Origin of the sequence: Methylothermaceae bacteria B42 (assembly GCA_001566965.1) — a bacterium.
Taxonomy (GTDB): Bacteria; Pseudomonadota; Gammaproteobacteria; order Methylococcales; family Methylothermaceae; genus Methylohalobius.
The window spans coordinates 161,709-174,075 of record LSNW01000031.1 but is presented as its reverse complement, the minus strand read 5'-3'; the positions used below and the strand labels follow the sequence as shown (position 1 = coordinate 174,075).

14 protein-coding genes and 1 tRNA gene are annotated in these 12,367 nt (G+C 52.6%); 9 read left to right on the top strand and 6 right to left on the bottom strand.

Going from position 1 to position 12,367, the window contains the following annotated elements; translation table 11 throughout:
- The first annotated feature begins 7 nt into the window (after positions 1-7).
- From AXA67_10900 to AXA67_10890, 3 genes are all read left to right on the top strand, one after another.
- Positions 8-574, top strand: a complete 567-nt coding sequence (locus AXA67_10900) for a hypothetical protein (GenBank protein KXJ40356.1) — start codon at positions 8-10, stop codon at positions 572-574.
- A 71-nt stretch (positions 575-645) separates the two neighbouring features.
- Positions 646-1,440, top strand: a complete 795-nt coding sequence (locus AXA67_10895; GenBank protein ID KXJ40404.1) for a haloacid dehalogenase — start codon at positions 646-648, stop codon at positions 1,438-1,440.
- A complete protein-coding gene (locus AXA67_10890; protein ID KXJ40355.1) occupies positions 1,437-1,640 on the top strand; it encodes a sulfurtransferase in 204 nt (67 codons plus the stop codon). The genes AXA67_10895 and AXA67_10890 overlap by 4 nt, the downstream gene beginning before the upstream one ends.
- Here the strand turns inward: AXA67_10890 and AXA67_10885 are convergent.
- Both AXA67_10885 and AXA67_10880 read right to left on the bottom strand, forming a co-directional pair.
- The gene (locus AXA67_10885) at positions 1,634-2,017 is read right to left on the bottom strand and encodes a hypothetical protein (GenBank protein ID KXJ40354.1); all 384 of its coding nucleotides are present in this window, start codon (positions 2,015-2,017) and stop codon (positions 1,634-1,636) included. The two genes, AXA67_10890 and AXA67_10885, sit on opposite strands and share 7 nt — an antisense overlap.
- Before the next feature lie 29 nt (positions 2,018-2,046).
- Positions 2,047-2,721 (bottom strand): phosphoribosyl transferase, encoded by a 675-nt coding sequence (locus tag AXA67_10880; protein KXJ40353.1) that lies wholly within the window; start codon positions 2,719-2,721, stop codon positions 2,047-2,049.
- Positions 2,722-3,147: 426 nt separating this feature from the next.
- Between AXA67_10880 and AXA67_10875 the strand changes: the two genes are divergently transcribed.
- Positions 3,148-4,470, top strand: a complete 1,323-nt coding sequence (locus AXA67_10875; GenBank protein KXJ40352.1) for a hypothetical protein — start codon at positions 3,148-3,150, stop codon at positions 4,468-4,470.
- A gap of 602 nt (positions 4,471-5,072) precedes the next feature.
- On the opposite strand, the gene AXA67_10870 is transcribed toward AXA67_10875, so the two are convergent.
- The 3 genes from AXA67_10870 to AXA67_10860 all read right to left on the bottom strand — a co-directional run bounded on the left by AXA67_10870 (position 5,073) and on the right by AXA67_10860 (position 6,262).
- On the bottom strand, positions 5,073-5,492 hold the full coding sequence (locus AXA67_10870; protein KXJ40351.1) for a DNA-binding protein: 420 nt from the start codon (positions 5,490-5,492) through the stop codon (positions 5,073-5,075).
- A complete protein-coding gene (locus AXA67_10865; protein ID KXJ40350.1) occupies positions 5,479-5,715 on the bottom strand; it encodes a DNA-binding protein in 237 nt (78 codons plus the stop codon). The genes AXA67_10870 and AXA67_10865 overlap by 14 nt, the downstream gene beginning before the upstream one ends.
- Before the next feature lie 456 nt (positions 5,716-6,171).
- A tRNA-Ser gene (locus AXA67_10860) sits at positions 6,172-6,262 on the bottom strand.
- Positions 6,263-6,583: 321 nt separating this feature from the next.
- Between AXA67_10860 and AXA67_10855 the strand changes: the two genes are divergently transcribed.
- Genes AXA67_10855 through AXA67_10840 form a run of 4 tightly spaced genes read left to right on the top strand, consistent with a single transcriptional unit; the run spans position 6,584 to position 10,551 of the window.
- Positions 6,584-7,075 (top strand): hypothetical protein, encoded by a 492-nt coding sequence (locus AXA67_10855; protein ID KXJ40349.1) that lies wholly within the window; start codon positions 6,584-6,586, stop codon positions 7,073-7,075.
- Between the two features lie 4 nt (positions 7,076-7,079).
- Positions 7,080-7,877 carry a hypothetical protein gene (locus AXA67_10850; protein KXJ40348.1) on the top strand — a complete coding sequence of 266 codons (798 nt, stop codon included), beginning with the start codon at positions 7,080-7,082 and terminating at the stop codon, positions 7,875-7,877.
- Positions 7,874-9,208 (top strand): hypothetical protein, encoded by a 1,335-nt coding sequence (locus AXA67_10845; GenBank protein KXJ40347.1) that lies wholly within the window; start codon positions 7,874-7,876, stop codon positions 9,206-9,208. The genes AXA67_10850 and AXA67_10845 overlap by 4 nt, the downstream gene beginning before the upstream one ends.
- Positions 9,205-10,551 carry a hypothetical protein gene (locus AXA67_10840; protein KXJ40346.1) on the top strand — a complete coding sequence of 449 codons (1,347 nt, stop codon included), beginning with the start codon at positions 9,205-9,207 and terminating at the stop codon, positions 10,549-10,551. Before AXA67_10845 ends, AXA67_10840 begins: the two co-directional genes overlap by 4 nt.
- Before the next feature lie 167 nt (positions 10,552-10,718).
- Here the strand turns inward: AXA67_10840 and AXA67_10835 are convergent, their stop codons facing one another.
- Positions 10,719-11,882, bottom strand: coding sequence for a hypothetical protein (locus tag AXA67_10835; protein ID KXJ40345.1), 1,164 nt, complete (start codon positions 11,880-11,882; stop codon positions 10,719-10,721).
- 163 nt (positions 11,883-12,045) lie between these two features.
- Between AXA67_10835 and AXA67_10830 the strand changes: the two genes are divergently transcribed.
- The gene (locus AXA67_10830) at positions 12,046-12,321 is read left to right on the top strand and encodes a hypothetical protein (protein KXJ40344.1); all 276 of its coding nucleotides are present in this window, start codon (positions 12,046-12,048) and stop codon (positions 12,319-12,321) included.
- Positions 12,322-12,367 lie beyond the last annotated feature (46 nt).

Genomic DNA, 12,367 nt, shown 5'->3' with positions numbered 1-12,367 from the left:
GATTTTTATGAGCCGCACAGTTTTAAATTTCCCCCTGTTGGGGTTGATGGCGTTGATGATCGCCACCCGGTTCCATCATTTTGGCGACTTGAAAACCCTGCCCGATGCGTCCTTGGCGGTATTTTTCCTGGCGGGGTTATGGGTTGCGCGGGCCTGGTTTTTCCTCGCTTTGTTGGCCTTGGCCGGTTTGATTGATTATCTGGCCATCAGCTTTGGCGGGGTCAGCGGCTGGTGCGTGACCCCGGCGTATTTATTTTTGATCCCTACCTATGGGGCAATGTGGTTGGGTGGCTATTTCTGCCGCCGCTTTTCACCTTCATGGCATGGATTGGCTGCCACCCTGGCTGTGTGCGCCTGTGCGGCGCTGGCGGCATTTGTTATCTCCAACGCGAGTTTTTACTGGCTCTCCGGCTACTTCAATGAACTGCCCCTGATGGAATTTATTCACCGGGTGAGTCAATATTTGCCCGCCTATCTTTCCATGACACTGGCCTATACCGCGTTGATTTTGGGTGGCCACTGGCTATGGAAGCAGGTAACGATGGAAAAACAAGCGCTCAATCCCAATCATTGAATTTCACCAACGTAAATATCGTGACAGCGACTTCTAATCCCTTCGCGGGCGTCCGCGCCCTGATTATTGATATGGACGGCGTTCTCTGGCATGGCTCGCGTCCAGTTCCGGGCCTGAAAGATTTTTTTCGCGCCGTGCGCAAGGCCGGTTTGCCTTTTATTTTGGCAACCAACAACGCCAGTAACACGCCGCGGCAATATGTAAGTAAACTGGCGGGCATGGGCGTAGAGGTGGACGCCAGCCAGATTCTGACTTCCGGCGTGGCCACCGCTTTTTATCTGGCGGACTCCGTTTCACCGCAGCGCACCAAAATCTACATCATAGGCGAAGAGGGGTTGCGCCAGCCGCTAATGGAACAGGGCTTTACCCTGACCGGCAGTCACAAGGAAACTTCGCAGTGGCAGGCCGACATTGTCGTGGTGGGCAAGGATGAAACCCTGACCTGGGACAAACTGGCGACGGCAACCTTGAATATCAACGCCGGCGCGAGGTTCATTGGCACCAATGCCGATACCACTTTGCCCATGGAATTGGGCATCAGTCACGGCAACGGGGCGATACTGGCGGCGCTGGAAGCGGCCACCCATAAAAAGCCGACCATCATCGGCAAGCCAGAGCCTATTTTGTACCAGCAAGCCATGGACCGCCTCGGCGTGAATCCAGCAGAAACCCTGGCCATCGGAGACCGTCTGGAGACAGATATCCTGGGGGCGATTAATGCAGGCATGCGCAGTCTCTTGGTGCTTTCGGGGATTTCCAGCCAGGAGGATGTGGAAAAATCGGACTATAAGCCAGACGCCATTATGCCGGACATTCAGGCTGTCACCCAGGCCCTGGCAAATTTAACCGAAGAGGAAAGACCATGACTATCGACCGCATCGTTTTAGCAGTAGCAGGCACTATGGTATTAGTCTCTGTCACCCTGGCGGTTTTTCACGACCAGCGCTGGCTGTGGCTGACCGCTTTCGTGGGCGCCAACCTGCTTCAGTCCGCGTTTACCGGATTTTGCCCGCTGGCGATTCTATTGAAAAAGCTCGGAAAACGCCCGGGTCCGGCATTTCAATAGTTGTCGCAAATATGATGTTCCTTCAGCTCCTGGGGCGAGGGAACATTCATCCGCGGCATCATTCCCTGCATGATCTTGCTGCACTGCTGAATCTTTTTGACCGTTTCATTGGCAGCCATCTCGCGCCCAAACTGGATGGCGAGTTTTTGCGCTTCGTCCCGCTTGCCGGCGAGGCACAAGGCCTTTACTTTTTGTTCGAATTCCCGGGATTTTGCCTCGATGGGTTCTATGGCGGCTTGATCAATCCCCTGCATGCATTCCTGCATTTTCTGAGCATTTTCCATCATCCGCTGCATATCCTGTTCCGTCATCCCTGGTGGTTGGGCGGCTACTGGGAGAGAAAGGGAAACCAAGGCAAAAATAAACCAGTGTTTCATCAGCTTCCTCCTTGTTAAGGCATTCATGATCATGGTATTTCATCCCCTATCTTACCCTGATTCGTGTCTTTTTCTGAATTGGATTCCTTCAACAGTTCGATAACTTCCTCGTCAGTGACCTCGCTGAAATCCAGATAAAACTGCCCCACGGCGTAAAAATTTTCCGGCGTGTGCAGACACACGACTTCATCACAATGGGGCCGGATTTTCTCCACCGTATCCGGTGGCGCCACCGGGACCGCGCAAACCAGCCTTTGCGGGTTTTTCGCCCGAATGGCATGCAGCGCGGCAATCATCGTGGAACCGGTGGCCAGGCCATCGTCCACGACAATGACAATACGCCCCTGGGGATTTTTCGGCGGACGGGCAGGCGTGTATTGCGCCCGGCGGGCCCTAATGGTAGCCAGCTCGCGCTCTTTTGTCTTTTCCAGATATTCCTCACTGATACCCGTTTCCTCCGCCCACGGCGCCAGATAGACCCAGCCGGTTTCATCCACCGCGCCAATGGCGAACTCCGGATTGCCCGGCGCCCCCAGCTTGCGCACCAACACCACATCCAACTCCCCTTTCAGAAGATCAGCGATGACTTTTGCCATCGGCACCGCGCCTCTGGGAATGGCGAGCACAAGCGGATTCTTCCCGCGATAGTGGGAAAGCGCCCCGGCCAGTTTTCGCGCCGCCTCGATTCGGTTTTTGAAAATCATGACAATGCCTCAGAGAAGTGAGTAATGTGAGCGATTATTTTGACGGGAAAGAAGAAACAGGTGAAGAAATAAATTTTCACATTGGTTTTGATCCGGATCCAGGTCTGGGCAAGCCAGGGCCGGGATAGGATTCGGGCCGGAGCCAAATGGGATTTCGTCGATAGCATCAATATTAAGCATTTTATGTTTGAAAATCAGTTGATTACAAGAAAGCCAGAATCCGGCTGGTGAAATATCCGGGCTAGCCCTCCCCTGCCTCTCAAACCCTTCTCGGGGTGAATCCGTTCATTATGACTTTGCTCTGAACACTCGTTTTTTTTGGCGGCAAATTTTTTTTTCGGTGTACGTCATTTATCAACAAGAAATTCATCCACAGGTGGAAGAATTTCGGATTTAATCAATTTCAATCAGATAGAGGGCAATCCCATGAAGTACACACAGCAAAACAAACCATTCGTTTCCCATGTAACCGACAAGGCAGAAAAACCCCGTGCCGGATCCGGTAAGTTGGCATCGACATTGTGCGCTACCCTGGCAGGCGTGTCACTGGCCTTCAGCGCTACCAATGCCTATAGCATGCAGGTCACCAGTCCCACCCAGGCACCTGATTACGAGGTCATTTCCCAGCAGGACGAGTTCTCGAACATGATCTCGGTCACTTACTGCGGCGATATGGCCGCCAAGGTGGGGGCCGCGATGGATGCCGGTTTTAACGCGACGGTGGAAGGCGTCGGCAAGGCTGGTGCCGATGTCTATGGCAGCGGAGGCTACGTCAGAATCAAGCCATCGCTTGGCTTCAATGCCGGTGCAACCAGTTCGGCTTCCGGCGGCCTGGCCCTGAGAGTCTGTGTCGATCTGATGAAGCTGGCCAAATATCTGGAGAACCAGGGACCCGATAACGACTACGAAGAGCGGTTGGTAAATGTGATGTCGAAGTTCAATGCCGACGAGGTCCGCCAGGTCATGATGAAGGTCGCTTATTTGACCGGCATCGATCCAGGGCGGATGCTGCGGTTGCTGGACAACATCCCATCAACCGCCGAAAGCTTCGGTACCGCGGTCAGCAGCGGGGACCCTGTCGATGTGCTGAAGTCGCTGCAACACCTCAGGGGGCTTGCCGAGGACCTGCCGATGCCAGAGCCGGTACGGGTGCAGCTTAAAACACTGGAGAAATCCCTGACCGGCTACCTGCAGTCCAGTTCCGAGATCATCACCAAGCTGGGGGAAATCTGCGGTCAAGGCCTGGGAGAGAAAATGGAACCCGTGCTGGACGAGATCTGCGGCATTTACTCGGGGTTCGAATCGGCGGAATGGCTCAAAGACGCAGTCATGAAGCTGCCCGAGGCCGCGGAACAGGTCGTCGGCGCCACGGATGAGATCAAAGGAAAAATCGATGACGTAAAAAATACGGTTACGGATATTGCCGACCCTGTATCGGACATCGAGGGCAACGTGGCTTACGTCAAGGAACAAGTGGAAAAAATCTGGGATACCGTGACTTACATCAAGAGTCAAGTGTGGAGAGTCTGGAATGACATCTCAGATATCAGCTCCATCTTGGAAAATGGTGTGAATAATGTCAAGCAGATTATTCCACTACCCGCACCCGATATTGGGAATCATGGGTCTTCCAATGGGACTTCCATTGTAGATAAAACCATTAAGTTTGTTGGAGAAGGTGTTGATAAAGTAGGTGGGGCTATTGAAAATGGTGCAAATACAGTAATTGACTGGTTGGGGCACTTGTAAAGCCCATCAATGGATGAAAAAGGGACAGGGCGCCAGCGCCCTGTCCCTTTTTCTTTAAAACAGCATCCATCCTCTGACCGGGTTTGGCTCAAGGATACGGCAGCCTCCTTTTTCCACACCACAAAACACCTGTAATGTGGATTACCAAGGTCCAGATCAATTTGAGAGGAATAGCCAATTGGGTAATGTAGCTTAACTAGGTGTCCGTTTTTACTTGACCACGCCAATTGAGGGTACCGGGTACCTGAACCGCACGTCAGTTTTTGAGCGCTGATTAACAGTTTTTCTGGCTTTTAGCTCTGGACTCATTTCGATCTAAAAAGGGGCATTACTGGCCATCCAAAGGATGCAAGCATAATAACTGAAGTTTAGTTTGAGATGAGTGCTTGAATTACAAATCAAGCCCGATTTTTTCTAGTGGCTGAAGTCTGCCAGTAATATTGGGGCTGGCTGCCTTCGTTTTTTGTCACGAAAATAAAAAACCATCGGCTTCGGCAACCGTGGGTTTTTAACTTTGGTGGAGGAGGAGTTACTCGGGCTATCTTTGCCCCCGCCACTTCAGAGTAGCGTTGAGTTGCATTTCAATTGTGACCGAGCAAACTCTACTCGGTGAATGGATTGAATACCTCGACGCCGGTCTTGACGAAGTCCTTGTGATTCCGCGTTACCACCGTCAAGTCATAGATCAGCGCTGTAGCGGCAATCAGCTTATCCAAAGCGTTTTCCGGATGTGGAACTCGAAGACGCCCCCAGAGTTGCGCTATATCCGGATTAATGTCGAGAATGTTGTCCCGGTATTCCGACAGGATACCGGTTAACCATTCTTCTAACCGGTTGGCTTGGCGCACATCGCCTCGGTGCCGAATCAGCTCCACACCCCGGCGCAACTCGCCGGCGGTAACGACGGAAATGAATACCGGCTGTTCTTCCTCAATTGCCTGTTTGAAGAATGCCCGAATGCCTTTGTTCGCTTTCGCGCGCTTGCGGATTTCACTGATGACATTGGTATCAACCAAATACATGATGGTTGTCCATTGAATCTTCCTCTCGCTCGAAATCCTCGTCTTGCCCGACATCGGGTATGGCAGCGAGCGCTTCGGCAAAGCTCTTGCCTTTGGGGTGCAGCAAAACCGCCTCCAGCAATGCGCGGTGTTCAGCCTCGGCGCTTCTGCCATGCCGTGCTGCCCGCTGCTTGAGGGCATCAACAATACGTGGGTCAAGATTTCTGACAATGAGATTGGCCATAACGATACCTTGCTTTATCTAGGAAGAAACTGATTGCAATGATAGCGCCTCCCCGACAGTAATGCAATCATTGATAGCATCCAATCTTCTGAATGGATTCGGGGCCGTCCTGGCCCCTCACCCTTCGGGCGCGCTGTGCGCGTCCAAATCGGCTGTCCTGCCGATTGGTCGAACCCTCTTCTCGGGCTCTCATCCCTCCCTCAACTGACGTGTAACCTACAAAAAAGGCACCCAGGTGAATTGACCTGGATGCCTTTCTCTAACTTTGGCGGAGAGGGAGGGATTACTCGGGCTGTCCCTGCCCTCGCCCCTTCGGGGCCGCGCTGAAGCGCGTTCAAATTTGCTCCTGGCAAATTTGTCGAACCCTTCTTTCGGATTCTCATCCCTCCCTTTTTCAAGGCGCTTAAATGTAGAAAGCACTGCAGTTGCCCTTAACCACAGTGCTATATGTGTTTATGGCGGAGAGGGAGGGATTCGAACCCTCGATACCCGGTTAGGGTATACACGAGTTCCAGTCGTGCTCCTTCAACCACTCGGACACCTCTCCAAAGAATTCAATATTCTAGCAGAATTGAGAGATTTGTCAGCCGTGCTCGTTTTTTGCTCAGGACCGCGTCAATTAAACTAAACACGTAATATTGATTGCAGGGGGGGCAGGTGGTCTGCTTCGAAAAACGCCATAAATACGTCCTTGTAGGCTCCACGCCGGCCTCCCCGCCGGCGTGGTTTTCGAAGCAGACCACCTGCCCCGGCTTGAATAGATGACGGAGCCCTGGTTTTTGCCATCAATCGCGGGTTGGAATTGGCTGGTTAATGAGCCTATCATCTTAGCCTGATTGAATTGGAATAGAGGTTTAGGAGAGCATCTATGACGGAACAATTGTCCTCCCCCGTAACTCAGCTACTGGAGCAGTGGGGCATTGCCTATGAATGGGTGGAGATTCCGCTGGATCCCGACAAAAAGCCGGTCCGATCCCTGGAGGAGTTGGTGCAGGGGAGGGGGCAGAAGCCGGAACAAATTGTCCGCAGCCTGTTATTCCGCGCCGGTGGCGGAGGTTTTGCATTGCTGGGAGCGCCTGGCAATGCCAAGGCGGATTGGGCGGCACTGCGGAAAGCCTTGGGTGAGCGGCGCTTGACCATGGCCGATATGGATGAGGTGCTGGCGGCGACTGGGTATCCCGTCGGCGCGGTACCGCCCATCGCCTTGCCGGGAACGGTACGGCAATTGATGGACGAAAGCGTTTTTGATCACGATAAGGTGATTATCGGCAGCGGCGTGCTCGGATACGCGCTGGAATTGCGCAGCGAAGACCTGCGTAAAGCCGCGCAAAATGCGGCCATTGGGAAGTTTGTCAAATGAAGGGATGAAAGACCCCCGCCATTGGCAAATCCTGGTGCTGTCGGGACTGCTGACTTACGCTGTCGGCTGGCTGGGGATTTCCGGCATTGGCTGGGTAAGCTTGAGTTATCCGCTGGGTGCCTTGGCGTTTCAATGGGGTTTTTCCCGCTGGGCCAGGATTCCCTTTGATCCGCGCAGTGCTTTGATTTCCTCTTTCTCGCTCATTTTGCTGCTGCACACGCATTCTCTCGGGTGGGCGGTGTTGGCGGCGGGAATTGCCATTGGCAGTAAGTTCCTGCTGCGGGTGGATGGCCGGCACCTGTTCAACCCCACCAATTTGGCCATTGTGATCGTGCTGCTGTTGACCGATCGAGCATGGTTGTCGCCGGGCCAATGGGGGCAAGGCACTTTTCTGGGGTTTGCGGCCGTATGCGCTGGGCTGTGGGTTTTGCATCATACCCGCCGGGGCGATGTGACCGTGGCCTTTGGGGTGGCCTGGATGGCGCTGATCTTTGGCCGGGCCCAATGGCTGGGCGATCCCTGGTCGATTCCGTGGTTGCAATTACAAAACGTCAGTCTGCTGATCTTTGCCTTCTTCATGATTTCCGATCCCATGACTCTCCCCGACCGCCGCCTTGCGCGGATCGGGTTTGCTCTTCTGGTCGCCGGGGTGGGGTATGTGCTTCAATACCATTTCTATATCAACGAAGGGCCGTTCTATGCTTTGGCGGCATGCGCGCCGCTGGTGCCGCTGTTAAACCGGCGCTGGCCTGGGGAGCGTTATAAATGGCCCGGTTTGTTTCACCAGGAGGTGATTTTATGAAAGTATGGTTTTTGATCTTGGCCCTGCTGCCTGCTGTTTCCCATGCATTTTGCGGCTTCTATGTGGCCCGCGCCGATACCGGATTGTATAACCAATCCTCCAAGGTAGTGATGGCCCGTGACGGCGAGCGCACCGTCCTGACCATGGCCAACGATTTTCAAGGAGAAGTGAAGGATTTTGCCATTGTCATCCCGGTGCCCACCTTTATTGAAAGGGAACAGATTCACGTGGCCAGCACCGCGGTGATTGATCACCTGGATGCCTACACCGCGCCCCGGCTGGTGGAATATTTCGACCCCAATCCGTGCGAGAAACTCTATACCCTGGAAATGGCGGCCCGTTCCGATGCCGTGGCGGAAAAATCCGCAGGCTGGGCGAAAGCCTTGGGGGTCACCGTGGAAGCCCAATACACCGTGGGGGAATACGATATTTTGATACTCTCGGCCAAGGAAAGCACTGGGTTGGTGACCTGGCTGACCGAGAACGGCTACAAACTCCCCAAGGGCGCCGAACCTGTCGTCGGGAGCTATCTCAAGCAGGGCATGCGTTTTTTTGTCGCCAAGGTCAATCTCGAAGCGTTTGAAAAGACAGGCTTCCATTACCTCCGCCCCCTGCAAGTGGCCTACGAGACGCCCAAATTCATGCTACCCATTCGCTTGGGCACCCTCAACGCCCGGGGCAAACAAGAACTTTTCCTCTGGCTCCTGAGCCGCACCGGCCGGGTGGAAACCGCCAACTACCGGACTGTGCCCATTCCCAGTAACCAGGAAATCCCGCTGTTCGTCAAGGACGAATTTGCTCAATTCTACCGCGATATGTTTGCCCGCCAGGTGAAGGAATACGATGGCCGGGCGGTGTTCATGGAATACGCGTGGGACATGGCCTGGTGCGATCCCTGCGCCGCCCAGCCTTTGACGCCAAGTGAGTTAAGGGAATTGGGCGTAATGTGGCTGGATGACATGCGCCCCATGAACAAGCCCGCGTCCCGTTCATCGGTGATGCCAGCGCCGCAAGTCAACGTTTTTGTTACCCGCCTCCATCTCCAATATGACGCCCAAACTTTTCCCGACGATTTGCGCTTGCATCAGACCGGCGACCGTTCTAATTTCCAGGCCCGCTATATCCTGCGTCATCCCTGGGATGGCAGCGATGACTGCCCGGAAGCCAAGCAATACCGCGAGGAAATCTTGCCCAGAAATCGGGAGCAGCAGGCCCGCAATCTCCATGAGCTGACCGGCTGGCCCTTGGAGGAGATATATTCCAAAATGGGCCTGAAGCAGCCGCCGAAAGCCAAGAAGAATCCCTGGTGGAAGCGCCTGTGGCCGCAATGAATCAGCCCATGGATTGGCGCCGGATGCTTTCCACCCGGCGCTTGGGAAAACCGGCCGAAGTTGGCGAGTTCCCGCCGCCGCGCACGGAATTCGCCCGCGATTACGACCGAATCATCTTTTCCTCCGCTTTCCGCCGGCTGCAAGACAAAACCCAAATCTTTCCCCTGGCCAAAAGCGACTACGTCCGCACCCGCCTGACCCATAGTCTGGAAGTGGCCAGCGTCGGACGTTCTCTGGGGATGCTGGCGGCCGAGGTGGTGCTGCGGCAAGCGCCGGAGCTGGCTGAAGTGGTCATCCCTCAGGACGTTGGCACCTTGGTGGCCGCGGCTTGCCTTGCTCATGATATCGGCAATCCGCCTTTCGGTCACGCGGGCGAAGATGCCATTCGCGAATGGTTTGCTGCTTGGGGGAAGTTGAACCCCCTTGACGAAGCCCAACGCCAGGATCTGCTGCGCTTCGAAGGTAACGCCCAGGGCTTTCGCACCTTATGTGTATTACAAAATCCCGGCCAGCCCGGCGGCATGCAAATGACTTGCGCCACGCTTGCGGTGATGGCCAAGTATCCCCGCGCCTCCGTGGTCGATTCATCCCAGGCCGAGGGCGCCAGCGGGCGCAAGTTCGGTTTCTTCCACAGCGAAGCCGGTTGTTTTCGGGAAGTGGCCGAAACCGTCGGCCTGCTGCCCAAGCCGGGAGCGGGGCCAGCCTGGTTTCGTCACCCCCTGGCCTTCCTGCTCGAGGCCGCCGACGACATTTGCTATCACGTGATCGACATTGAAGACGGCTTCAAGGCTGGGGTGATTCCCTTCGACACCCTGCGGCAATTGCATCAGCCGTTCCTGGAAAATCGCCACTGCCAGCGCCTCGCACAATTGGAAGACCCGTCCCAGCAGGCCAGTTACTGCCGCTCGGTCACCATCGATCGCATCATCCGCCAGGCCGTCTCCGTATTTGAGCATCACTACCACGGCATCATGGCCGGCCGCTTCGATCATCCGCTCCTCGATCACATTGAACAGGCCGACGAGTTCGCCCGTTTCAAACAAGTGGCCGAGACCCAAGTCTATTACGCCCGTCCAGTGGTGGAGGTGAAAGCCTGCGGCTTTGAAGTCATCGCCGGCCTCCTCGATGCCTTCGTCCACGCCATCGAAGACCGCGCCGCCAAAAGTGATCACGCCAGCTCCCGCAGCCGCACCTTGCTTCAACTGATGCCCCGACCGCTACCCGATCCAGCCGGATTGCCGCTGTACCAGCGCCTGCTGCTTGCCACCGATTTCATCGCCGGCATGACCGACTCCTACGCGGTGGAGCTGTATCAGCGGATTCGGGGGATAGCGTTGCCTTGATGGAAGTTATGTATTGGGACTAGACACGTAATTTGATAAATTGCCAGAGCTTCTTCTGATTCTGATTGTGGTCCGGCCGGGACAGAAAAGCGTGTCATAAAATCAAGGTGTTTGTTTGTACTATGCGCTTATCTTGACCGATACGAGGCAGGGCTTGTAAGTATTTCTCATTGTTTCCATATTCTGTTTTCTACTTCCAACTGATGAATGTGGGAGAAAAAATTGTGCAGTTTAGATAAATCTTCTCTGTATGGCCCGGTAAAACTGCCGGGAGAGCCTTTATGTATTGATTTTTTATCAATAATAAAAGTCTTGTTTCCAATAGAAGCCACACCCTTATTGATTTCTCGGTTATGGTGTTGTTTCTCGAAAATTGAATAACCCATGAATGGATTATCAATATTATTCAGTCCCAGATAGTGGGCTAAGGATGGTGTAAAATCCACGCTGGTTGAAAATTGTGCATCAAAACTTTTTGGTAGCTTCCGGGTAGGATCGTAGATAATCAGAGGAATTTGATCGACAAAAATTCGTTGATATGGGCGTTTAAATTTCGTCGGTTTTGCAAATGCCCTAATGAACGGCTTATCGTGATAGTGGGCATGGTCGGCAGTAAATATAATTATGGTATTTTCCGAATAAGGTGAATGGATAAAATAATTCCAGAATTTACCAAAGGCATCGTCCAGATTATGAATGGTATTGAGCGAAGAATTTGTTCCATCACCATATCGTTTGCCATCATCTTTGACGTCTAAGAAAGCATGGGTTTCGAGATTGTAGATGCCAATAAAAAATGGTTGTAGATCAAGATTGTGTTCGTGGCGCTTAAATAGCTGAATGAGCCCGCGGAATAACTGTTGATCCGATATGCCTTCCCTCCTAATGGCTTTTTCACCGGGCAAATAATCGAATAGAAAATCCTCTGCCATAAAAGTTCTATCAAAGCCTAACTGGGCTAGCATTTCATCAAGAAAGGTAATAGTGCGAAATTGCGAGGTGGCGAAATAAGTATGATAACCATGAAGCTTGAGTAAATGCGGCAGGCAAAAATAATTAGTTTTAGGCAGGTTTTTATAGTTGTCGTGCCATCCCCCAACGCCACCGTATTTAGGGTAAATAGAGCATATTTGGCCGTGTAATCCACGATAAGTGGCAGCTGTATGGTTGAAATAGTTATCCACTACCATGGCGTGTTGGGCGAATTTTTTTAAATTGGGTGTCAGGTTTTTATAGTCTGAATTGAATATATCAGTATTCCTGGCGGAAAAACCCTCTGTGAAGAAAACCACTATATTTGGTAGCGGCTCTTCACTGTTGGGCTTTGTCATGGGGAAGGGTGGGTTTGTGGCGTAGATTTCATGTTTAATCAAAGGATAGACAGAATTTGGATTGTAATGAAATCCATAATCGTGAACTTTATCTAAAACGTCTGTCGAGAGGCTGCTGTCTTCTTTATGCTGACTAGGAGCAAGAAGTAAGGCAAGAGCGGTTATGGGAGGCGGCGTCGGAAATATGTGTTCAGATGATGAGGGGGGGTTTGATTCTCCATTAGTTCCACCAATAAGCTTCTGGCTAGGTAACAGGATCGATGTTGCCAAGCCAACTAAAACAATGCGGGTTGTGAAGATAGTTAATTTGTTTGGATTATTATTTGGTTGGTTGTGTCTATCTGTTTTGCGTTCAATTAAAACAATAATTCCAAGGAAAATTGTGAAAATGATTATCAAACCAGTAATGGTTCTTCCATTTAAAATAAGGTGGATATGATTAATGTTTTCAATTGCAAGCTCTGTTATAAACTGGCCAGATATAT